General features: G+C 45.3%; 21 protein-coding genes. 16 read left to right on the forward strand and 5 right to left on the reverse strand.

Going from position 1 to position 24,740, the window contains the following annotated elements; translation table 11 throughout:
- Nucleotides 1-1,331 precede the first annotated feature (1,331 nt).
- The 3 genes from CIK90_RS11475 to CIK90_RS11485 form a co-directional block, all read right to left on the reverse strand.
- The gene (locus CIK90_RS11475; protein ID WP_094436415.1) at nt 1,332-1,949 is read right to left on the reverse strand and encodes a hypothetical protein; all 618 of its coding nucleotides are present in this window, start codon (nt 1,947-1,949) and stop codon (nt 1,332-1,334) included.
- Nucleotides 1,950-2,014: 65 nt separating this feature from the next.
- Nucleotides 2,015-2,377, reverse strand: coding sequence for a hypothetical protein (locus CIK90_RS11480; RefSeq protein WP_094446408.1), 363 nt, complete (start codon nt 2,375-2,377; stop codon nt 2,015-2,017).
- Nucleotide 2,378: 1 nt separating this feature from the next.
- Entirely contained in the window at nt 2,379-2,807 is a 429-nt protein-coding gene (locus tag CIK90_RS11485; protein WP_094446409.1) for a DUF1810 family protein, read from the reverse strand.
- Between the two features lie 318 nt (nt 2,808-3,125).
- On the opposite strand from CIK90_RS11485, the gene CIK90_RS14265 reads away from it, so the two are divergent.
- The 16 genes from CIK90_RS14265 (at nt 3,126) to CIK90_RS11560 (ending at nt 20,694) form a co-directional block, all read left to right on the forward strand.
- Nucleotides 3,126-3,485, forward strand: coding sequence for a hypothetical protein (locus CIK90_RS14265; RefSeq protein ID WP_158216064.1), 360 nt, complete (start codon nt 3,126-3,128; stop codon nt 3,483-3,485).
- A complete protein-coding gene (locus CIK90_RS11490; protein ID WP_094465511.1) occupies nt 3,385-3,939 on the forward strand; it encodes a transposase in 555 nt (184 codons plus the stop codon). Before CIK90_RS14265 ends, CIK90_RS11490 begins: the two co-directional genes overlap by 101 nt.
- Before the next feature lie 181 nt (nt 3,940-4,120).
- Nucleotides 4,121-5,377 carry a DUF3575 domain-containing protein gene (locus tag CIK90_RS11495; protein WP_094465513.1) on the forward strand — a complete coding sequence of 419 codons (1,257 nt, stop codon included), beginning with the start codon at nt 4,121-4,123 and terminating at the stop codon, nt 5,375-5,377.
- Nucleotides 5,367-6,398: a DUF5119 domain-containing protein gene (locus CIK90_RS11500; RefSeq protein ID WP_094465515.1), complete on the forward strand. Its 1,032-nt coding sequence runs from the start codon at nt 5,367-5,369 to the stop codon at nt 6,396-6,398. The genes CIK90_RS11495 and CIK90_RS11500 overlap by 11 nt, the downstream gene beginning before the upstream one ends.
- 46 nt (nt 6,399-6,444) lie before the next feature.
- Nucleotides 6,445-7,614, forward strand: a complete 1,170-nt coding sequence (locus tag CIK90_RS11505) for a fimbrillin family protein (protein ID WP_094465517.1) — start codon at nt 6,445-6,447, stop codon at nt 7,612-7,614.
- Between the two features lie 18 nt (nt 7,615-7,632).
- On the forward strand, nt 7,633-8,619 hold the full coding sequence (locus tag CIK90_RS11510) for a fimbrillin family protein (RefSeq protein WP_144007276.1): 987 nt from the start codon (nt 7,633-7,635) through the stop codon (nt 8,617-8,619).
- Between the two features lie 24 nt (nt 8,620-8,643).
- A complete protein-coding gene (locus tag CIK90_RS11515; protein WP_094465521.1) occupies nt 8,644-10,515 on the forward strand; it encodes a hypothetical protein in 1,872 nt (623 codons plus the stop codon).
- A gap of 40 nt (nt 10,516-10,555) precedes the next feature.
- Entirely contained in the window at nt 10,556-12,436 is a 1,881-nt protein-coding gene (locus CIK90_RS11520) for a fimbrillin family protein (RefSeq protein ID WP_094465523.1), read from the forward strand.
- 2 nt (nt 12,437-12,438) lie between these two features.
- Complete coding sequence (locus CIK90_RS11525; RefSeq protein ID WP_094465525.1) at nt 12,439-14,589, forward strand: fimbrillin family protein; 2,151 nt, start codon at nt 12,439-12,441, stop codon at nt 14,587-14,589.
- A 677-nt stretch (nt 14,590-15,266) separates the two neighbouring features.
- Nucleotides 15,267-15,620, forward strand: a complete 354-nt coding sequence (locus tag CIK90_RS11530; protein WP_254046345.1) for a septum formation initiator family protein — start codon at nt 15,267-15,269, stop codon at nt 15,618-15,620.
- A complete protein-coding gene (locus tag CIK90_RS11535) occupies nt 15,604-16,005 on the forward strand; it encodes a hypothetical protein (protein WP_094436385.1) in 402 nt (133 codons plus the stop codon). Before CIK90_RS11530 ends, CIK90_RS11535 begins: the two co-directional genes overlap by 17 nt.
- Before the next feature lie 88 nt (nt 16,006-16,093).
- Complete coding sequence (locus CIK90_RS11540) at nt 16,094-16,864, forward strand: DUF4369 domain-containing protein (protein ID WP_094465527.1); 771 nt, start codon at nt 16,094-16,096, stop codon at nt 16,862-16,864.
- 4 nt (nt 16,865-16,868) lie between these two features.
- Nucleotides 16,869-18,191 carry a dihydroorotase gene (locus tag CIK90_RS11545; protein ID WP_094465529.1) on the forward strand — a complete coding sequence of 441 codons (1,323 nt, stop codon included), beginning with the start codon at nt 16,869-16,871 and terminating at the stop codon, nt 18,189-18,191.
- Nucleotides 18,188-18,970, forward strand: a complete 783-nt coding sequence (locus CIK90_RS11550) for a vitamin B12 dependent-methionine synthase activation domain-containing protein (protein WP_094389638.1) — start codon at nt 18,188-18,190, stop codon at nt 18,968-18,970. The genes CIK90_RS11545 and CIK90_RS11550 overlap by 4 nt, the downstream gene beginning before the upstream one ends.
- On the forward strand, nt 18,967-19,929 hold the full coding sequence (locus tag CIK90_RS11555) for a metallophosphoesterase (protein ID WP_094465531.1): 963 nt from the start codon (nt 18,967-18,969) through the stop codon (nt 19,927-19,929). Before CIK90_RS11550 ends, CIK90_RS11555 begins: the two co-directional genes overlap by 4 nt.
- 3 nt (nt 19,930-19,932) lie before the next feature.
- On the forward strand, nt 19,933-20,694 hold the full coding sequence (locus CIK90_RS11560) for a 1-acyl-sn-glycerol-3-phosphate acyltransferase (protein ID WP_094389652.1): 762 nt from the start codon (nt 19,933-19,935) through the stop codon (nt 20,692-20,694).
- A 645-nt stretch (nt 20,695-21,339) separates the two neighbouring features.
- Here CIK90_RS11560 and CIK90_RS11565 read toward each other — a convergent pair.
- Together CIK90_RS11565 and CIK90_RS11570 are read right to left on the reverse strand one after the other, a co-directional pair.
- A complete protein-coding gene (locus CIK90_RS11565) occupies nt 21,340-23,379 on the reverse strand; it encodes an amylo-alpha-1,6-glucosidase (RefSeq protein ID WP_094465533.1) in 2,040 nt (679 codons plus the stop codon).
- Nucleotides 23,363-24,724 carry an MFS transporter gene (locus CIK90_RS11570; protein ID WP_094465535.1) on the reverse strand — a complete coding sequence of 454 codons (1,362 nt, stop codon included), beginning with the start codon at nt 24,722-24,724 and terminating at the stop codon, nt 23,363-23,365. The genes CIK90_RS11565 and CIK90_RS11570 overlap by 17 nt, the downstream gene beginning before the upstream one ends.
- Between the last annotated feature and the right edge of the window lie 16 nt (nt 24,725-24,740).

Raw genomic sequence — 24,740 nt, forward strand, 5'->3', positions numbered from 1 at the left:
AAGATAAGTGAAAATTCTGACATGGCAAAATCCTGGGCAACTTTTTGTTGCTCAGGAACTTATAAATAAAGTTAAATTATAGTGTTGCGGAATTAAGGTCTATTAAAAAAATATCTATAATAAAGTTAAATAATATTAAATATTAAATAAAAACTGCCAAAACTCTTGCATTCCGGGGGTGTCATGTTGTATCTTTGTAATTCAAGCCGAGGATAATTCCTAAAAACAAGAAAGAAACCTTTAAACCAAAAATCAAACAAATAACTCAACAACTAAAATGCTGCTTATGTTTACAAATTTAACGGATTTTCATGCCATTTGGTCACGACAGATAGTTCACGGTTTCTCGATCGCTTCTCGTTCGGTTCCCGTTAACTTCTCGTTAGGTCCTCGTTCGTCTCTCGTTCGTCTCTCGTTGCTTAGTCGTTAGTCTATCGAAGACCTATCGAGGACCGAACGAGGAACAAGCGAAAAACGAACGAAAGAGCGACGAATATCGATCGAGATGCCGACGAGAAACTATCGGCAACTCGACGAGTAGCCACCTTCATGGCTGGCAGAATACCCTTCTGCAACCACAAACCAGCAAAATGCCTTTTGCTCCCAATCTGCCGAGGCAGAACCCTGCACTTCCTGTCCACACTGAGCATTTCCGCGGCGAATAAAACCATTTCGTCCATCCCGTGGAAACCCTATGGTTCAACCATGTAGAAGCCCCTCCATGGGCTTTTAAAGAATTTAGAGACAAGATTAAAGAATGACTCTGATTCTTAACCTCAACACACTAATATATCCATTAGTGAATGAGAGTTCAAGTTAAAAATCTTAAATGTCTGGAATTGACAAAATGGATTGATTTTGTACGGAATCCATTAAAAAGGAAAACAGCCACCACATTAATGTGATAGCTGCTTTGTAAAACTCATGTTGGCATAGCCTTTTTACTTTTCATTCTTAAAGCCGATAAGATCAGCGAAATACGGGGCATTACCCTTTTTGATGTCCTTTTCCATAGTCCGAATTTTTAATTGATTCAACGTAACTTATCTAAAAACGATTGATTCAAATAGAAAAGTGGTGCACACCCGCGAAGTCACTTTGAATCAATCTCTAAACAAGTATATGTATTCCGAATCAGGCCTCAAAATGGAACTTCTCATTTCTTAATTATACCACAAGATATAGCGATTCTATGAAATAATCTATTATGAGAGAGGGGACAAATTAACAATTCGGATATATAATATCATTTTTTTCAAGAAAATGTCACCCTCATAGATTCTTCTTGCAATATCCGCAAAGATTATGCTTGTTTTCATCTTCCAAATGGATTATTGTTTACATGCATCACATAGCTTATCTTGTATTTCAAAATTTCCATGCCCCTTAGCATCCTTCATGAAACATGTTGGATCGTCATTGGGACAATGCTTTGCCCCATAAAAGGTATGGATAAACTCATGCAATATAGGTTTCCACATCAAGGATTTTTCTTTAAGTCGCTTATCAGAAACGAGACTAACTTGTTTTAGTGGTCTGCTTATACCTACTATTCCATAATCTTTCTGGCCATGAATATCTGTGCAAATATCCTTATGTGTCAAGCCAATTATTACCTCATATCCAGTTAGCTGCTTTGATTCATAATTTAGTATTGGAGTGACCCTATATCTATTCCTTTCTTTGACATAGCTATTCTGGGGTAAACGGATTGGGTTAGCAATCTTAAATTCCCAATATCCATATAACCATTCACCAAATGCTTTTTGTAGTTTGGGAAGCAGTTTTTCTACTTCTTTCTTACTAAAATCCTCATAAGGTTGTAATACGATAACACATTGCGGAGTTGAACATAAGGTGTCAGCCTCGATATAATCCCCTTTTGTTGTGCCATTACCACATGAAAAAAATAGTATGCCAATGAATAATATGCAAAGTAACTGTTTCATTGCCTATATAATGTCATTTTTTTTAAGAAAATGTCACCTGTAAATCATTTCCCTTGATATAAAATCTACCACTCTTCTATAACTTTTAATAACTTACGTGCTCCTTCACTATATGGTGCAAATGCTTCAAGATGTTCTCTGAACCAACCAAGTGATTTCTCATTGAACAAATCTTTATGCATCGTATTGAGCATTACTTTACAGTTGTATTCATAACAGCTAAACCATTCTGGATTACAAGTTCGCATATATTCAGGAAGGCTTGCATCAATCATCCACATATCATCAATCCCTTTATTTCCTTTAATAGGCGGAAAAGATAATATCCATTCATTGACATCAAGCATACGTTGTAGAAATAACGCTGTTTGATTTCTAAACGCATCAGTCGTACTTTCTATAGGAACTATTTTTGATTCTTTATTCATGTTACCAGCGATACTTACTTTTTATCTGTTTAAACACGGGAATATCACAGACTGAGGCGAATAGTAAGATACAAGCCCTTACTTTTATAGCATCCTGTCCGAATATGTCATAAACAGACTTCTCGTTATTAAGCACAGCTTCTGATATTTCTATCAGTCTTTCCCTCAAAATAGGGTGCTCAATGTATGCTTTGGCTTCTTCACGTCCATTTATACCATAGAACTGGGCGATCTCTGATTTACCCAGACCTTTCATCTGAGGGAATACATACCATACCCAATGCCCAGACTTATGACCGTTCTTTATTTCCTGCAAGGCTTCTGCATAAGTACCTGTACCATCATATAGTCCTCCACTATCCTGTGCATGAACAAATCTCAAAAGATTTCTTTGTTTGGCTTCGATAACGCTGTTTATATTGGATTCCATTTTTTATGCTAATTCTATAGTACAGTTTGTGTATTTGCAACTTATTGTGTACCAATTTGTTTTGATTAAAACGGTAGAAAAGTGATTGCATGGATTTAATGAGGAAGAAAAAGACGAAGTTTTAACGTTTTTAATTTTGTAAACCAAAATGGTAACTACTCAGGTAGGTTTGCCGTACTCATATTATGACGAAACGATAGCAGCTTAACGTTCAATTATCACTTCGCATTTGACGCTCATAAAAGCTATTGAATATCAAGAAAATAAACATTATTTTACTTGCATATTTGGAATTTTTTTTGTACCTTTGTAGGTGAAATGAAGGCAAAGAAATCAGCAAATAGCAAAGTTCCCAGCAGGGCGTTACATGCCAAGAGTCGCAAGGATTCTTGTACAAACAACGTACACCCTGACGTTATTCTTGACGCTGATGAAGCATTGCGATATATTCTTGGAAGACTAACAAAACTCGAAGATGAAGTGGCTCCGATAAAGACTGAGAATAAGGAGTTGAAAAAGCGTAATGGATACCTTGAGTCGCAACACAGACAAGATCTTGCAAAAATCAAGAAACTGAATGCGGAAATCTGCACACTTAAGGCTCGTCTCGACAAATTGGAGAAACCAAAGAAAGAATGTCAAGACCCACCAGATTTGCCTCGTACATCTCCAGCGTAATCTCGTTTATCTGACAGAGTTGCAACCTGAAAACCAATGGCCCAAGGACATGCTCAATCTCATAACAGACGCAATGAAGCAACGCAGAGAAAAAGCATGGGACGAAATAGACCGTGAAGGGTTGAAAAAACGACTGGACGAACTACTTGACGGACCTCTTGGAACTGATGACAAGGAGTTTACTGGTATGCAGAAGGGATTGTCTGGTAAAAATGACTATATCTTCACTTTCCTTGACAACCCTGATGTCTCATATGACAATAATGCAAGTGAACGGGCAGTTAGACCGGCAAAGACGAAGCAGAAAGTCGCAGGACTTTTCCGTACGTTCCTTGGAGCCGAAGCGTATGCAGTAATACACTCCGTCATTGATACTGCCAAAAAGCAAGATCTTTCTCCGTTCCGTGAGTTGCAATTAATAGCACAGCTCAAACCGAGCATGCTGACATTATAAACAGCTTCATATTTTGTAAAAGAACGATTTACTCTCGTTGGTTGCAACGAGGGAAGTTGTGCATGGGGGAGTACGACAAACCTACCTGAGTAGTTACGTTATCTATTAAAATTTGTTAATTCTTAAAATTTGTAAGTAATAAATATTCCATTCTTTCATATAAATGTACTAACTTTGCACCATGAAACAAAGATGGGATACATTGTGTAAGGCACATGGATTATTGTTAGGTACAAAGATTTGTTGGTTGGTGCTTTTTATGATATCTGGTATTGCAGCCATGGCGCAATCATATTCAGACTCTCTCAGCGTCACAGTATATTATCCATGCGGTAACAGCATTATATATTACAAGTCTAATATACATGCTTTGGATCGATTCATCCATCAAGTGGACTCCGTAGGTCAGAGATACATTATCAAGCCAGTCACTCTCTCCATCGTTTCTTCCGCATCGCCAGAAGGAGGAATAATGATCAACCGCAAGCTCTCGCGCAGTAGAGGACGGTCGGTGCTCGACTACCTCAACACCCACTCCGAGACATTCCGGTCCATATCATCCTTGGTCTCATGCCATACTGAAGAATTGACCACCGACCATCTGCTGGGCACGTCACCAAAAGAAAGCTATCCTGCCATGCGATATGCCAGAGTAACCCTTCACCTCGCAGGAGAAGATAAAGACTCGCTTATCACAAGCTCCCAGCCAGATATCGACTCCATCTCAAGCGGCGACTCCGGTACTCCATCCACTCAGGTGGAAATCTCTGAGACCCCCGCCGATACGGAAGATGTCGCTGACACTTCCTCCATCCAGATTATTCCCGCCGAGTCAGCGACCAAGCCAGAATCATTGCCTGATACACCAGATGGGAAAGCGTCCCCGTGCCGTCCATGCCTTTTCTTGAAGACAAATATGCTATACGACCTGCTGACATTCGTCAACGTATCCGTGGAAGTGCCTTTTTCAGAGCACCTGACAGCCGAGGCGACGGTGGTATATCCATGGTGGAGAGATGCATCGAGCCACAAGACAATCCAGATGCGCTATGTGGCGGTTACTCCGCGATATTATTTCAATAATGCCGACAGAAGCTATACCTCGCTCTTCGCCGGACTTACCGTAGGTGGGGGAAAATACGACCTTCAGTGGACGCGCCGCGGAGTGCAAGGTTCGATGTGGCATGTATCGCCGGTGATAGGTTATTCCCATCAGATCTCCAAGAGATGGAAGATGGAATATTCAGCGTCGGTAGGTTTTGTGCATACGAAATATCAGAAATACACCCAGACATCCGACACTCCCTACGGAGAGATTAAGGTGAAGGACTATCCCTGGGTGTCGAAGGTGCTCAACACCGTACTGCCCACGTCGCTCAACGTGTCGATTGTATATACATTCACAAAATCAAAACAGATAGGTCATCATGAAGAATAGATACATTATAATATGTAGTCTCGCCATGATGACTATTATGTCGTGTGAGTTAGACCATCTCTACTACCAGACGGTGAGCAGGGACAAGGTGCAGTTTGACATCGACTGGAGCAAAACCAACTTTGCGCCGGAGAGCAAGGGATTTGACGAGGACAACCAACTGAACGGTGTCACCATCTTCGCCTTCGACTCCGCCACCCATAAACTCGTGAAGGAACTGCCGCCTGACGCCAACTGGCAATCGCCGGTGGTGAGACTCGCCCCAGGCACCTACGATATGATACTAATCAACGACAGTCGCGAGGAATTGCCTTCCATCCGATTCGACATGGAGTCGCCTTTTGAGGAGTTCTCAGCATACACCCATGCCGACACGGTGTATGCCGACCAACCCGAGTATCTCGCCGTGTCGGCAGTGAGAAACATCAGTTTTCATCCCGAGAAAACAGAGTATTATCACGACATGCCCGAGGGATACTACCGGGATTATATCGCGCAGAAGATAAGCACTGTGCAGAAGGCAGTGACAAAGCGAATAAACGTGAAGGTGTATGTCAAGGGCATGAACTACTGCAAGGGAATGCAGAGGTCGTATATCACGGGCCTTGCCAAGTCGGTGAATCTTGTGACGCGAAAACCCAGCGAAGATGATGCGGTGTATGGGTTTAACCTCGTTAATCGTGAGTTCAGAAGCAGCGACTACACGGAGGCTGTGCTCACGCAGTCGTTGAATTGTTTCGGCTTCAACGAGGCAAAGTTTGGTGCTGGCGATAAGTTTGAGTTGATCATCAACTTTGTGCTTGTCGATAACTCTATTCACACTGTGACTGCAGATGTGACAAAGCAGTTTGAGCAATGGTATGAGGAGCACAAGATAGATCTTAACCTTGATCTTGACCTCGACATTGATGTGGATATTGAGGTGGAACTTCCGCCTACAGTGGAAGACCCTGAGGAGGCGGGAGGTTTTGCTCCCGAAACCATTCCGTGGAACGATATCGTTCAGGACATCATACTTTAACATTGATATTATTAAAACATAATTTTTAAATTAAAATTTATACAACATGAAAAAAATAGGTTATTTTATGGGTGCAGCACTGCTCACACTTGGCAGCTGCACAAATGAAATCAACGAAGAAGGTTTTGTTGACAAGGCAAAAACTATCTCGTTTAATGCGTATTCTAATAAGACGCGTGCTATGGATGTTGATGTCACAAGTGACAACATGAAGAATGATCACTTTGGTGTTGTGGGATATAAATCCGACAATAGTATTTATCTGTACAAAGGAGCTAATAGTGCCGTAGAGCAGACATGGCAACCTTCAGGAGAATCAGGAAGTTGGGAATATAGCAATATGGGGGATCTTAAGTTCTGGCCTGAAGGTTCTATGGATTTCTATGCCTACTTCCCCTACACTGATAATGCCACTTTTGCAGAAAGCAACTCTTCTTCTGACGTTATGACTATTCCTAACGTTGATTGTTCTCATGATGTCCTTTTTGCATATAAAGGCAGTCAGGAGAAAATAGCTCGTGTTCCTCTCACATTCAATCATGCCTTCTCTAAGATTAAAGGATTAGTAATTGAGATGCCTGCAGATGGAAGTCTTTTTAAGAGCAATTGCCAGGTGGAAGTGCAGAAAGTTGAATTTATCAACACTGATACAAAAGGTAATGTCAAGGTGAATAATTCGGGTAACGCTTCTTATAGTTTCAATTCCACAAACGTGACTCTTAGTGAGACATTGTATCCAGTTGTGACAATCAATAAGACAGCGGGTAATACAAGTAAAAACCTCATCGACAATGGTACAAAGGCTAAGGGTTATCTCTTTGCTACCAATTCATCTGTAACAAATTCTGTAATAGGTACAGGAAAGACTATGTGGGATGGAACTAAAAACTTATTGACTGCAGGTACAACTCTTGAGAACTTAGGACAAGTTTGTCTTAAACTGACTTGCAAGGTATGGAATGGTACTGATTCTAATAAATATTATTATGTAGGTAGTAATAGCGGTTATGATGATGTTTATATTCCACTCACGGGTAATGCCTCTAACAGCAATTCAGTTAGCACACTCGATGCAGGAAAGCGTTATACTTATAAGATTGTCATGAAGGACAATGTTGGTTTCACCAATGAAGGTGATCCAATCCTCACTCCTATTCTCTTCAATGTATCCAGCGTGACTGGTTGGGAAGAAGTCACCGTCACCATCACCCTCTAAATCTTCATTTCACTCCACGTGAAGCTATACCATACGATAACAATATTATCGCTCTCCTTACTGCTGCTCGACAGCTGTAAGGAGGCGGATGAAATATCCGGGGATGATGTCCCCGGATATTCACCCGTTATGGTATCTGCTGACAATGTTTTTCCGTTCACGAGGGGATATATACCCCAAGGGATGTATGACAACTTCAAGGTGTTTGTGGTTTCAGAAAAGGATGGAGCGCAGACAGTGGCGATGGATGGCTATGAGGTGAAGTTCGTGACTGACGACTGGTCGTATGTCAACGACACCCAACATCTCGTATATTGGAATCCGAATGCCGATAGCTATCTGTTTACGGCAGGAGCGCCTATCGATGCAGTTACATCTATCAATGCCAGTTCGATGACATTAAGTATGAAGAACAACACGACGGGCAGCGTGATGGCAGCAGAACCGCTGAAGATAATGAATGGCTCTGCTGACTTCGGCAAAAGAGTCAACCTCCGTTTTTCTTATGCACATTGCAGGGTATGTGTGGCTTTCAAAAAGGAAGGCACTGAAGATATGACGATTTCAGACATCAAACTTACTCCCGATGCAGAAATTGCATCGGAAGCAACCCTTACATATTCCTACAACTGGAGCACAGCCACACCAACTGTCACTTCTCAAGTGTCTGTATCGAAAACCAGCAAAACAGATTTTGCTTTTGCCGAAGTGACAATCCCTGCCGACAACACCACTGATGCCGTGCTCTCTGAGACATATTATTACTGTGTGCCCGATGCCACCAACACAAATCAGTGGCAGGTGTCGCTCAAATGCAACGGAGAAACAAAGCAGGCATCGTTCGTGAACAGTGAAACATGGCAGAGTGGCAAGAACTACATCTACGTGTTCTCCATCTCAGAGAAAGGGCCAAAGCTCATCAAGGTCATTTCGCAAGACAACTTCTTCGACTGCAATGATATTGAGTCAGGAGGCGAGTTCTCAGGCGACAACATGACCGAATAGAAATAAGAAGATAAAAGGAGATAAATGAAGATAAAAGGAGATATAGGACGTATGTTTAAACCAGCTTTTGGCATTATCCTGTCAGCACTGTCATTGTTCTCTTCTTGCAATGAAGAGCAGATGGTGTCCGATTCCGTTAGGCGACTGAACATCACCTTCGCCGACGAGCAGACAAGAAGCTCATGGAATGACAACACAGATGCCGAAGGGGGCAAGGTAAGCTATATCTGGGAAAACAGCGACAATATGCTTACTGCCATAAAGCATGGCAGCGAGTATGTGCCGTTCTATGAGTCGATGTCTTCTGCTGCCGCTTATTATTCGAAAACAAAGTTTGAGACAGTAGATGATGCTAAGTCGAAAATAAAACTGCAGACCGTCAGCGGGGTGAAGTATGATTTCAACTCGGAAAACAACCAATACCTCTACCCCATTTCTGCAGGCGACAACATGTATTGTCTTCATCCTATAAACAGCAACACAACAGAAAGCAGCAATGCCGATGTCGTTTCTGTCGATATGACATTGCCATCGACGTTCAGTTACAACCAACTTGCAAACGACCTCAGCGCCTGGAAAGACTATTCCTACGTATATACCTCCACCACATTGCAGTCGGTGGATGACAATGCCGTTGTTGCCAATGCCTCGCATTTCAACTCCGCCTGTGCCATCATCCGCTTCAACATTACCAACAGCACAACATCCGACATCATCATCACAGGCATAAAGATGGAGTCTGATGACGGTTCGAAGATATTCCCCAATAAGCTAAGATTTGAAGACGGCACTATCTCAGAGCAAGACGACAAGTCGGGATATTACAACAAGCTCACCACCAGTATCGACCAAGTGACGATACCGAGGAACGACAGAGGCAGGTTCTATAACCTCTGCTTCCCACTCGACGGCAATTTCAACGGTGTGCCGCTGAAGTTCACCATCGACACTAACTATCTGACCTATCAACTCAATCTCAACTCAACTGCCATCACTAACAATAAGTTTGAGGCAGGAAAGATATACACCTTCAACTTCTCATTAGAAGAGAAGGAGGTGAAGCTCAACACCATCGAGATTTCGCATTGCACGACATACAATATAGACAACACCGAGTCCATCGAGATAGTAGTCACTCCCCAGCTTACCTGGCATCAGACAGGCGACATTACGGCACAGATGGTGTTCGTCAGCTTAGGCATGACTATGACTTACGAAGGTAAGAACTACGATGTACTCTGGGCAACGTGCAACCTCGGAGCAAAGGAAGCACTCGAGACAGGACAACTCTTCTCTTGGGGAGAGGTGGCAAGAAAAGGTGAAGCGCTCTACTCTCCCGACGGATATACCGGCACCGCCGCTACAGACATAGCCTATACCGAGCATGATGCAGTGAAACACATGCTTGGCGAAGGTCACTGGTTTTGGATGATGCCGACAAAGGCGATGTGGGAAAAGATGATAGATGAATGTGACTGGACATGGTCAACTGTTAAGAAGGTGGACACTGGTACGGGATCAGAGGATAACCTCGACTTCGACGCATCGGTTTGGAAGGTGCAGAAGAAGGACGCGTTAGGCAAGGTGACAGGTCAAATCTATCTGCCCATCACGGGATATGCCGGCCTTGACGAGAGCACAAATACATACAAGAAGGTGGAAAAGGCGAGGTGCTGCTACTGGACATCCACTCCTTCTTCCGCAACTTCTTCTACCTCTTCCTCTGCAGCAGACAGAGCAAGAGAGAAGTCCTACGCCTTCTATACTAAATACGAGATTGACCCCAATAACCCGAGCACGGGACACATGTCTGACAAGGCCCATGCCATCCAGCCATGTGAGCGGTATAACGGGTTTGCCATAAGGCCTGTATTGATGAGGGAGAGTATCGAATAAAAATGGTCAGGATTGCCTGTCGTCTTTTATGGAAAGGATTATGAAGCACATACTATATATATTATTGGTAGCTATCGCATTTGCAGCATGCTCCACCGACACTCTCCTCGAAACGGAGAAGATGCCGATGGAGATAAGTGTTGATGTGGCTTCGTTTGCCGGAAAGACGCAGGATGTATCTACAAGAGCGTCGGTCAACAACGGCATCTACACCACATTTGCCGAGGGTGATGACCTCGGTGTGTTCGTGGTGGATAAAGACGGAAACATTGTGGCAAACAACCTCAGATATGTGGTGGCAAAGACGGGCAATGCCTATCCTGTAGATGATTCTGGCAATATTGTCGCTTCTAAAATATATTACGACCCTGGATGCACCTATTTTGCCTATGCACCCTACGATGCGCAATACACGGGATGCAAGTCGGTGGAAGAGATAAAGCAGAAATACACGTCAGTGTTCAACACCAAATATGCCGACCAGTCAACACCGGAGACGTATTGCGCTGCCGACCTGCTGATATGCGACAAGCCCGAATGGACAGCACCAAGGATGAGATTTTTCTTCACCCATGCCATGAGTCTGCTACAGGTGTTCTATAATGGCGACTATAAGGACCTGACGATAGAGGCACCCGTGGAACTTTGCAAGATGTTCCTGCCTAAAGGCAAAAGTACCTATCGCTATGTCACCCTGCCGAAAAATGAAGTGCAGATATACGGTATGGCCCTATCCAGGCATACCGACGATAGCGAAGCTCCTTCCTATTCCTTCTGGCAGACAAAGGTGGATATGAAGGAAAACAGTGCCATCCTTATCTCCATCTCCTCACAACCCACCGAATCCTATAAGACCGCAGGTGTGGATATGGGATTCCCCTCGGGATGTATATGGGCGGCATATAACTTGGGGTCGGAGAGTGCAGCCAACCAGACGACGCGAGGCGGAAAATGGTATGATGCCTACGGAAAAGAGCGAACTGACCTGATGTCGAATGAACTGCATAAGAGTTTCGACCGTGGCGACTATTACTCCTGGGGCGAACTGGAGACAAAATATGAGCAACCGGCTGTAATCATCAGCAAAGAAGGAAAGGTGACTGCCGTGGGTGATGCTCTGACCGCAAACGCTTCGGAAGTCACCTCGTTTATATCCGGGTCGGAAAAAGGCTATTACCCGGGAACATATATCGACAGGACCTATTCCTATTCACCTATCGACGGCAATATCGCCGGTTCGGAATATGACGTGGTGAGAAACAAACTGTGGAAGGGCGAATGGCGAATACCCAACGAAAATGAGATTGACGAACTGATGCGCAACAGCGATATATCAGTATATGACTGGTATTACGAGGACAACGTGAGATATGCGCCATGGATAGCAGAGAAGAACGACGATGGAACATATAAAAACCTTCATCAGGATAACTCTGAGTTTTATGGCACTGACTCTATAAGACCCTTCCGCTATCTTGTGGTCATTTATAAGTTTAAAAGCAAGATAAACGGTGAGGAACTTTATATCCCCGGCGGCACATGGTCGGACTGGAGCATCGACGAGCTGTCATGCCGTTCAAGAAACGCCATTGGCAACTACCACACCACGACATCCTGGAGCGAGGACTACGGCGGCATGTATTACTTCGCCTCCTCAGCCTCCCACAGCGATATATCCTGTGCAAGCTATATGGAAATGGAGGCTAACAGGGAGACCGATAAGAATGGGTATATGGTACCTACCACTCCACGAATCAAGTCCTCGACGTATAAAGACAAAAATGGCAATACTGTCACCCTGATGGGATTGACCCAAAACGGTCACCGATATACGGGCATGCTGATCCGACCTGTATATGGAGGAAAGAACTGGAACACCAATACGGAGACGCGTGGCTCCATACGCATAACAGTAGAGTAACGATGAAGAAACTGATATATATTATAATAGGTATTATCCTCACGGCTTGCAGTGACGACATATACACATCGTCGGAGTCATCGGCAGAAGGTCATGCCATGAGGTTTGAGGTGACTGTCATCGACCAACCGCAGACAAGGGGAGAGGTGATAGACGTAACGGACAATGAGATAACCCGCGACTTCAAGAAGGGCGACTCCTTCGGTCTCTTCATCATCGACGGTAGCGGGACATTTGTGACACAGATAGACGGCAAGAATGCTAAGAACCTCAAGCTCACCACTCCCGACGGCAAGGCATGGAACCTCGAGTCGGACATCAAGGAGGTGGTGCATAAATTGGGATATAAATACGTGGCTTATTATCCTTATTCCGCAGACTTCGACAACTGCTCAAGCACAGCTGACATACAAACCCCCCTGACTGCTCCCGCCGATGACCAAAGCGCGCAGGCAGCCACCGACTGGATGTACACCGAGCCCACCGACCCGCAGACAAATGCCGTGACAACCTTGGTATTCAAGCACAAATATGCCAAGATAGACATCTATCACTCGTTTACACAGGGTCATCAAGGCGAATGGACATCGGCATATAATTATACAAAGACCGTGGATGACAACAAGGTGGAGCACTATCGCTATATCCTCAACTCTCCATCTCTTCAGACATTGTCAATAAACGGCAAATACACCATTGGCGACAAATATACCGGCATCAAGGAGTTTTCCTACAACTGCCCAGATATTAAGGTGAAAAACGGTTGTCATGCCATCGTCTATACCTATCGTATGGATGAGCGTTGTGCCATAGATCTCGGTCTTCCGTCGGGAGTGAAATGGAGTCCTATCAACCTTGGTGTGGAGAGCAGTGACTGTATGGCAGACACCTATATGGACAAATCCGAGATTGCCGCAGCTATCAACAAGCTCGGCAAGCGATTGGCATGGGGAGAGCTCTTCGAGAAGGACTCCTACACCTTAAGCACGTATATAGATGGCTCATGGAAAATCATGCCTTCGGACATTACCGAGACGGTATATGACGCAGCCAAGCAGTTGTGGGGAGGTCATTGGTCGATGCCCAGCGCGGCAGACATCAACGAGCTGATTGCCAATACCAAGGAGGTGAGTCGAGAGACTATACACAGCGATGAGATAGACAGAGATATCAACAAAATAACACTCCGCAGCAAGATAAACGGCAAGGAGATAACATTCTTGACCAATGGATTCATGAATGGCTCAAGTATCGTAAACCCCGCGTATTTGTATTATATGTCGGCCAGCAGGACGTCTTATGCAGGAAATTACACCTCACTCTATTCGCCTACGGCAACTAACAGCATCTACCGCCCGTATGGCTGCTGCATCCGTCCGGTGCTGAAGGAACTCTACATTTATCCCTATGCCGCTAAGAAGGATATCATTTTAAGCCATATCGACGCCCTTGCCGTTGACCTTGGCATAACAAAGACAGTTACGGAGAATGGCAAGGAAGTGACCTATAAACTTCTGTGGAGCCCTTTCAACTATGGAGTGGAGTCGAAGGTTGACTTGAAGACATACAATGGTGTGCCTATTAACGAGGATTATTATATTTCATTGTGTACAAAGAATCTCGGTATGCGCCTTCCATGGGGATATCTTGAGGAACCAGATAGGTTCAGCACCAAGGGTTATGCTGATGGTTCATTGACTAAGAAATACGACTACGATAACACATCTTCTACTGACAAAGATACAAGAGACTTAAAGGCGGAAGATGATATCGTTCGGGTTAACTGGCCTGCCGGTTGGTGTATTCCTACTGCTAAGGATTTTGAGTTACTTTGCCAAAATATCACCGTCACGAATGAATCAATAGATGGGCATACATGGTTCCGTTTGACAAGCAAAAGTAATGGAAAAAGCATTCTAATTCCTGGAACTGGATATATTGATGACAATCCAAATATAGAGCAATGGACTGCAGATACATACCTACAGAGTAGCACCATAGGAACAAGTAGTAGCATTGTGAGTGGTACGACAAACAGGAAACGCCTCATCTATGCCATATATATTAGTGGAACAACAGCAAAGGTCGTAAATTACGTTGGTCGCCCCACCGGCATCATGGTTCGCCCTGTAAAATACGTCCGGATACAATAAGTCGGTGATGTGTGAGGGGAAGCCTGCAAAGACTAGACACTAAAAAAAATTGATTGATGAAGAGATTTCCGTCTCACGACGTGAGTCTCTAATCAATCAAAACTTACTATGATGCAAAATGACCATAACGTCATGTATTTGAAAAATAGTCAAGGTCTTTTACATCACCTTTCTTTAACATGTGTCACGGGGACTGGTCCATGGCATCACCCCCAACATGTCAAGAGGTCATTGACGTAACTTCTACAAGACCATTATCCAAAGACTTTGACGTAAAGAGGTTCGGACTCAATACAACAAGTCGCATAAAAGCGTTTGTCTTCAGGTTTGTCTCTATACCAGCCAAGCGGATCAGGACATCCAATGCCACCGCAATAATACATAGTAGTTTCTTCATATATTCTATCATTTGGGGTAAAGATAGCGAAAATATATGAATCTGCCAAATATAACTTAGCATATCTGACATCTGACATGTGACATGTGACAAATGGTGTAAGCCATGCCTATGCCTTTCCATTTCCCTCTACTCCTTTTCCATAATCTCCACAGGGGGACGCCAACACTTATATCGAGCAGCGCAGCGGAATAGTTTTGTGGTATATTTTAGGAGGAAATACGTTAATCTTCTAAAATCTGTAATCAGTTACAACTTTTTTTCGTAACTTTGCCTCCCGATGAAGCATCTGAAAGAGATAATGATCAGTTTGTACCACCGTAAGTGGTTGAAATACGGCATCGTAACGATAGTCGCAATACTATTGCTGGGTGTCGTCGGCGAGAATAGTTTGTGGAATGTTCACCGCAATAAACGCCGTATCGTTGAACTGAAAGACGAAATCAAAGAATATACTGACCGATATAATAATGACCAGATGCAGATACGCCTGTTGGACAGTGACCCTAATGCAATGAGAAAGATAGCCCGTGAACGCTATTTTATGAAGGCTGACGATGAGGATATCTTTGTGTTGAGTGACGATCCGCGGACGCAATCACCATTTAATAGTAATAATGAGACAACTGAATAAGATAGAGAGCTACCTCCTTTTGGCAGGCGGTATGCTGATGGTGGTTGGCGCTGGCGCCAGCCTTTTTTTGCAGCCGTGGGCGGCTTATGCCTTTGCCCCCGGTGCACTTTTGTATGCTGCGATGCAGATGCAGCAGCGTTATGACGGAACCAATATCACTGTGCGCCGCCTTCGCCGCATCATGCTCATCAGCGATGTGCTGTTTTTGTTGGCAGGCTTGATGATGTTGGCGAATAATTCCAATTTCCTCGGTCTCGACTTCCTGGTCTATTTGCAATATGTGCACAACAACTGGATTGTTTTGGTGCTTTTGGGTGCCATACTACAACTCTATACAACCCATAGAATAGCTCACGAACTGGAAAAAGAGGCAAAAAAACTCTAAATATTTGCACAAATATATTAAATTGCGCAAAAATATTCCGTGTTTTCATACCATCGTAGTACTTTTGTAGCAACAAACGAAATTGTCTATGAAGAAAATTCTATATACTCTTGCTCTTGCGGCCGCACTTACTTCGTGTGTCGGATCGTATAATGTGGAAGGTTCATCGTCGATTACCGCCCTTGATGGCAGTAAACTTTATCTGAAAGCTATCAAGAACAATCAACTGAAAAATCTCGACTCGTGTGAGGTGGTACATGGTGAATTTCACTTCTCGGGTACACTTGACAGTGTTCGCATGGCCAGTCTGTATATGGACGATGAGAGTGTGATGCCCATCGTACTGGAGAAGGGCGACATCGTAGTGAAGATTGAGGCTGGTCGCCAGATCGTAAGTGGCACTCCGCTCAACGATTCACTTTATGTGTTTATAGAAGAACACAACCGCTTGTCAAACCAGATGAACGAGCTCTCGCACAAGCAGAGTCAGATGTTGCTTGACGGTATAGACGAGGCAGCGATCAATGAGCAACTATCGGTAGAAGCCGCCAAGATAGCCAGCGACGAAGACCGTCTTGTCACCAAATTCATAGAGGCTAACTTTGATAATGTGCTGGGTCCTGGTGTGTTTATGATGATTACCAGCCAGTATCGTTATCCTATCCTTACCCCGCAGATTGAAGACTTGATGTCGAAAGCCACAAAGGTTTTCAAGGAAGATCCTTATGTCAAGAACTACTATAAGACCGCACAGGAAAACGAGCAGCGCATGAATGGACTGGAAGAAGCGCCAACTCCTCCAGCCCCTCCTGCATCGCAGCAACCGTCAGCACGGCTGACTACTGTGCCACAAAAGTAACAGTATGAAAACAATCATATCAGGAGGAACCATTGTTAATGAAGGACGCGTATTTGATGCTGATATCATCATCAGCGACGGGCGCATCCTTGAAGTGACAGACCATCATCCCGAAGCATCGTATGACGAGTGTATCGATGCTTCGGGATGCTACGTATTACCAGGTGTCATTGACGACCATGTGCATTTTCGTGAACCCGGACTGACCGACAAGGCAGATATCGACAGCGAGAGCCGTGCCGCTGCAGCCGGAGGTGTTACTTCGTTTTTCGACATGCCTAACACTGTTCCGCAGACCACCACACCAGAGGCTCTTGCCGATAAGTTTGCACGCGCCAGTAAAGAAAGCCATGTCAATTACAGCTTCTTCTATGGTGCTACCAACGACAATGTAGATACTTTCAGTTCGCTCGATATCCACCGCATACCGGGTATCAAACTCTTCATGGGTTCTTCTACCGGTAATATGTTGGTAGATAAGCGAGCGGCCTTGGAGCGCATTTTTGCAGAGTCACCGTTGCCCTTGATGGCACATTGTGAAGATACGCAAATCATTGGCCGTAACATGGCAGAGGCTCAGCGCCTTTATGGGCCTGACCCCAAAGTGACGCATCATCCAGAGATACGCAGTGAAGAAGCGTGCTACGAGAGTACCCGTCTCGCTGTAGAACTGGCTCGCAAGTATGATACTCATTTCCATGTGGCACACCTTTCTACAGCCAAGGAACTGACTCTTATCGATCCTGTGGCTTATCCACATATCACCGCAGAGGCTACTGTGGCACATCTTTACTTCTGTGACCGCGACTACAATGCCCTTGGTACCCGTATTAAGTGCAACCCAGCCATCAAAACCGTTGGCGATCGCCATGCCTTACAACAGGCATTGACCAATGGCCGCATCAGTGTTATAGGTACAGACCATGCGCCCCATCTGTTGAGTCAGAAAGAAGGCGGATGCAAACAGGCTGCCAGTGGAATGCCGATGATACAGTTCTCATTGGTCACCATGCTCGAACTTGTCAATCAAGGCATACTCACCATCGACCGGCTGGTGGAGTTGATGTGTCATCAGCCTGCGCGCCTTTTCAGCGTTCGTCAACGTGGATTCCTGCGTCCGGGCTATCATGCCGATATGGTATTGGTACGTCCCGATCATGCCTGGACGGTGACTCGCGACTGCATACAGAGCAAGTGTGGATGGAGTCCCATGGAAGGACATACCTATCTCTGGCAGGTGGAACGCACCCTGTGCAATGGTCATACGGTGTATGCCAACGGTAAGGTTGATACAGATTATATAGGAGAAGAGATTGCATTCCGATGAAGCTGACCTACGAGATAAGTGAGTTGGTGCCATACATCAATTGGATTTATTTCTATTATGCATGGCAGTTGCGCGATGCTGAGGCTCAACAGCGGCAACGCAAGGATGCCGAAGCCGTGTTGGCAGAACTCAACGGAAAGTATCAGGTCTATGCGCTCTTTGAACTGTTGGAAGCCAATGCCGATGGCGATGACATCATGGCAGGAGGTCATCGTATCCCATTATTGCGACAGCAGTCGGGCGATTGCCTGTGTCTTTCCGATTTTATCCGTCCGTCTTCGTCTGGGGTGAAAGACCGTATTGGTGTCTTTGCCACCAGTGTTGACCATGGTTTAGAGCGTGATTTCGATACCGATCCTTATATGAAAATGATGGTGCAGTTGTTGGCTGACCGATTGGCTGAGGCTGCTGCCGAGAAGATGCACGAGTCGGTAAGACGCACCTATTGGGGCTATGCTCCCGACGAACAATTGTCGATAGACGAACTTCATGCCGAGCGTTTTGTAGGTATTCGTCCGGCTATCGGCTATCCGTCATTGCCCGACACGAGTGTCAATTTCGTGTTGGACGAAATGATAGACCTCAAGCAGATAGGCATCCGACTGACCGAGAGTGGGGCGATGAAACCCCATGCCAGTGTAAGCGGACTGATGATTTCCCTGCCCCAAGCACATTATTTCTCTATAGGCCGTATAGGTCATGACCAGTTGGCTGACTATGCCAAAAGACGTGGACTTCCTGTCGAGGTAGTAAGAAAATTCTTGAGTTCTAATCTATGATGGTTCAATACGTTAATGGGATATTCCTGCTGATAGGTTTCGTCATTGCACCTTTGCTGTGTTATGGCGTCTGTCGCTGGCTGTTGCCACGACGCTGGCGATGCAAGATAGGCGTCGCTGGTGCGGCAGTGATCATCCTCTTGACTGCTTATGGCTGGACATTTGGTTCGCAACAATTGACAGTACGTCCTGTGACGATAGTCTGTTCCGACCTTCCCCAGGCCTTTGACGGCTATCGCATCGTGCAGTTTTCCGATGCCCATGTCGGAACGATGACGGGTTGGCGCAAAGCCATGCTTCAACGAGCGGTGGACAGTATCATGAATCAACGAGCCGACATGATCGTGTTTACGGGTGATTTGCAAAATATCGAACCACACGAACTCCCCGAACATCTTGCCCAGCTCTCGCGACTGAAGGCTCCCGATGGTGTCTATTCGGTTTTGGGCAATCACGACTATGCTGTTTATCAAAAGGCAGATTCGGCAACAAAAGCCGCCAACTGCCGGTTGACCTGCGAATACGAGCGCCGTGCCGGATGGCAACTGTTGCTGAACGAACACCGCACGATACGTCGTGGCAGCGATTCGCTTATCGTTGCAGGAATGGAAAATTGGGGTGTAGCCAAGCGCATGCCCCATCGTGGCGATGTAGGCAAGACACTCGCCGGACTGCAGCGCAGTGCATTTGTTGTTATGCTCGAGCACGACCCGTCGGCTTGGCGCGCGCGCATACTGCCCGAATCATGGGCACAACTGACCCTTAGCGGACACACCCATGGCGGTCAACTTCGATTGTTCGGGTGGTCACCTGTATCCTTCACATACGATGAGTGGGGAGGTCTTTACCATGAAGGCCGTCGCCACTTGTTTGTATCCACAGGACTTGGCGGACTCATTCCTTTCCGCCTTGGCATATCAGGAGAAATAGTAGTAATCACATTAAAGAAAACACTATAAATGATGAAATACCTTTATCGTATATACCAAATCCTGGTTGCACTTCCCGTTACTGTGCTGATGACTATATGGACAGCATTTCTTGTTGGTGTAGGTTGCACATTAGGCAATGGTCACTATTGGGGCTATTACCCCGGTCGTTGGTGGGCAAAGGTCATTGCCCGCATATTCCTGTTGCCCGTCACTATAGAGGGACGTGAGCACTTGGAACCCAACCAGTCGTATGTTTTTGTTGCCAACCATCAGGGTGCTTTCGACATTTTCCTCATCTATGGCTTCCTTGGTCGTAATTTCAAATGGATGATGAAATATCAGTTGGGCCGCATTCCTTTTGTGGGCTATGCCTGCAGAAAGTCTCACCAAATCTTTGTAGATAAGCGCGGTCCGAGTCATGTGAAAGCCACCTACGACAAAGCACGCGAAACCTTGCAGCATGGCAATTGTAGTGTTGTGGTATTCCCTGAAGGTGCGCGTAGCTTCACCGGACACATGGGTAAGTTTAAGAAAGGTGCATTTGCATTGGCTGATGAACTCCAGTTGCCAGTAGTTCCGCTGACTATCAATGGTTCTTTCAATGTCATGCCTCGCATGAAAGATTGTCATTTTGCTACATGGCATCCGCTCAAACTCACTATCCATCAGCCCATTTATCCTATTGGACAGGGTTGTCAGAATATTCAAGCCACGATGCACCAGGCCTATGATTCGGTGATGTCGTCATTGACTCCCGAATATCAGGGCTATGTGGAAAATCCCGACCAATAGTCTTGAAGCGACTGTTTGAAATCAAATCAGTAACGCGCAGGCGGAGACCCATAAAATTCGATTTTTAAAAAGATATTCGATCACTCGACTACCAAATGGTAAGCGTATGCGCGATGCTCATATATAGCCATCAAGAATTAAGAATATTGCTCAGAAATAAACTGAGCAATTTTCTTTTGATAACGTTTGACAAGGGTATTGCCCAATGTTAGCCACGGGTATTGCCCAACATTTGACAAAAGTATGATCCAACGTCTGACACAAGTATAAGTGATATTTGCCAATAGGTTGCAGAACATGTGTAACAAGCAGAGACAAAGGCTGTTGGTGCGCTTTAGATGGTGTGTGGGTGAGCAAATCAAATTGATTTGCTGAGGAAAACAAATTGATTTGCTGAGGAAAACAAATTGATTTGCTCAGCAAAATAAATTGATTTGCTGCCCCAAACAATATTGATAGGGTAGTTATGGGGTATGTATAGATTTGCTTTCGCTATCGTTTTTTGCTAATTTTGCAGTCATAATTAACTCATATCATTTAAACACACGAAGATTATGTGAAAACTTATTTTTTTGGTAGTCTATAAGTATAAGTCAATCCCACCTTTCGGTATGATGGCCGATGGGTGGGATTGCTTTGCTGTTATCAAACAGATGTGATGGGAATGTGGTAATCCGTATTGGGTTCGATGTCGAAGCATCGGTTGCCAAGGTATAGTCGCCCGCGTCCTTCATCACTTCTGATGCAGACATAATGGCGTTCCATCCGGATATGAATAATGCCATTTGGCGTGGGCACGCGACCCTCCATCCATTCCAAATCAGCCAAGTAGGGGCGTGCTTCCCATGTTGCATAACCCGGTTGGGTGGGTTGTATGCCGAGAAAATAACGCCCTAACAGATAGACCGGCGACGCTCCCCAAGCATGACACAGACTCTTACCGTAAGGGCGACCATACATCGCCAGATGTTCTGTGCCTTGTTCAGAAGGAATGTATTTTTCCCAAAACGAAGTGGCACCTTCTCGAAGCATACCACCCCAGTAGTTGCGTATCTCTTGTAAAACCTGTGTTTGCCTGCCCATCATGCACAGTGCCTCCAGTTCGTAAAAGCGCATATAGGGTGTGGTGATAGGATCTATTTTATTGTTTTCCATCACGCTGTCCACGATATTGCGCTTCGTAGCATCATCTACAATATCGTAGAGAATGGCAAACATATTGGGAAACTTCGTAATCTGATGGTTTATCTCGCCTTCTTCAATGGCATGTTCCCAAGCCTGGCAATCATCGTTCCATAAGAGTTTTCGGGTCTTGTCGATTACATTTTCAGCCAGTTGCTGATAGGGGTCTGTCTGATGGAGTAGGGTAGCACAGGTGTGCATGGTCATCAGAGCCTTGTAGAACAATATCTGTTCGAAAGCCAATACCCCTCGTTTGTGCATGGGGAAATCCACCCAATCTACAAAAATCCAGTCGTCAGCCTTGCCTTCCACCAGTCCATCGCTATTGGTACGCTCTAAAACATAGTCCATGAGTGTGCACATCTTCGGATACATCTCGCTGATGAAAGTGAGGTCGCCCGTATATTGGTAATAGTCGAGAATGGACTTAAACCAATAGAAGGTGTAGTCCATAATGGTATTGATGTGTGCAGTGACAGGGTCTTTGCCCCGTAACTGACGGATGGTGCGCTTCACACATTCAGTGTCGAAACGCAGATAATAGTTCATCAGATAAGACTGTATGGCATCGCCCGACCATGTCCATCGGTCGCGTTTGATACCATCCAAGAAAAATTCTCGTGTGGTGAGATCCATCGTGTAAGCGCCCACTTCCCATATCTTGTTGAGCAGTTTGTCGGAACAAGCGAATGTACCGCTGTGGCTTTCGTCATACGGCGCATATTCATAGTCCATCGATAAACTGTCGTAATGACTATTGTCTGCTGTTTTCACATAGACATAGCGGAAAGCCTTGCTACCCAGTTCTTGATGGGGCGATACAATGTCGAGCGTTTCGCAGTGGTCTTTGTCGAGTGCTTCCTCACGACTCTCACCATAGTATAGATGTGCCACACCGACCAGTCCAGACAGACGGACGTAGCCGAAAGTTTCCCGTCCGAAGTCGTAGAGCATGCCTTCGCCAATACTTTCTTGTGCTACAGGTTCTTGTCGTAGTGTAGGCAGACGGTAGGCAGACGGTGGAGTGTCCATGCGGTCAAAGTTCCATTGCGCAGCCGGAACATAGATTCCAGAACCGTGAGCTACTCCGTTTTCATCAATCCATATCTTATCTTCATAGGTAGCCAACCATGATGAATTGCTGTGTATGGTCATACCTTTGATGAAGAGTGCGGGTGGGGTAGATTGATTCCACACCTTGAAATTCAGTCGGTGGGCTCCTACCGGAATCAGAAATTCATCAGGCATGCCAAACTGCAATTTGCCATCGAGCATGAAGTTGAACAGCCCTTCGGCCTTGATGTGGATGGTTTCTGCCTCTGCCAACTCTACAGTAGTGGAAAACTCTACCGTGGGCCAATGGGAATCCTGCTTCCAGAACGGAGGAAACATAGCACCCCGTTCTGTTCGCCGGTTATTGAATTGATTGCCGAGCCACACTTCAAAATCACCAGGATACCATATCCATGTAGCGTGCGGCATAGGGTTAGATGTCATCGCCATAGCGTTCGTGTGTGATTTGTTCAAGTGATTTTCCTCTTGTCTCAGGTGCACCGATAGTACCTATGAGCAGTGAGATAACAAGTAGGGCAACCATGCAGTAGGCAGCTACGGTAAAGCCTTCGCCATGTTCACCATATATATATACGAAGCACAGGCCCCATACTGCCGACAGGCTACGAACGATGAAGAACATCACTCCTTGTGCTGCGGCACGGTATTTGGCAGGGAACAATTCTGATGCCCACAACGCATAGAAAGCCTGTGCAGAGAAACCAGCCTGTATGCCCCACAATACGGTATAGATAATCAATCCCCAGATGCTTGTCACCCCTACGGTAATAACCATTCCCCATGCAGCAATAGCAAATATGCCGCCCATGAAGAACAGCCAGCGCTGATTGACACGATCTACAAGCATGGAGAAGATGAAAGTGGTGATGATAATCAACGTCCATTGGCCAACGGTCAATAGGTTGGCATCGGCATTAGACAAGCCACCGGCTGTCTCGAAAATATGGGGTTGGAAGAATCCCATCACCGATGCCACAAGATTCCAAGTGAGATACATGCCAGCAAGGAATGCGATGGTCACTATGTTGACACGGTTGGTCAACAAACTGGCAAATGAGAATGCCGAACCCACTGCTGGTTTCTCTTGTTCGCGTTCCTGTGCGGCTTTCCATTCTGCCGACTCGTCGAGTTGGCGCTGTAAAAGCCATGCTACCAGTGCAACGAGAAACAAGGAGGCGAATACGATACGTGAGCTATACACGTTGAGCTCGGCTCCGCTACCCGTTACACCAAACATGGCAGCCAGTTCTTCTACCATATAAAAGCAGATTCCTTCTGTTCCTGCACCTGCTGTGGGTGGCGCCAAAAGGGTTCCAAACAGCAGGATAAAAGTAGGACCGACACCCCATGCCATCTGTGAAATGCCGATGTTGCGACCTCTGTTGCCTATCTCGCTACTCTCTGAGATATAGGTCCATGAGGCTGGCACTCCCACACCTACGCTGACACCCGTGATGAGAAATCCTGTCAGCAGCATGGGAAAATTGGTGGACAGGAGAATGAGCAACACACCGGTCATATATACCAGCATATTGTAGGTGTATATCACTTTTCTGCCATATTTATCGGCAAGTACACCGCCGATAATGGCACCAATGGCTGCTCCCAGACAGTTGGCACTGATGGCATTGAGCCATCCGAGATGACCTTCGGTCAGTTGCAAATAGTCTTTCCAGAGTGTCAGTCCTGCGGCTCCAGCCACAATGGCTCCCGCATCGAGATAGTTGGTCAGTGATACAGCGATAGTACTCTTTAAACTGTTTTTCTTGTTCATTGTTTCGAAGTGTTAT

This window comes from Prevotella sp. P5-126 (assembly GCF_002251185.1).
GTDB lineage: Bacteria > Bacteroidota > Bacteroidia > Bacteroidales > Bacteroidaceae > Prevotella.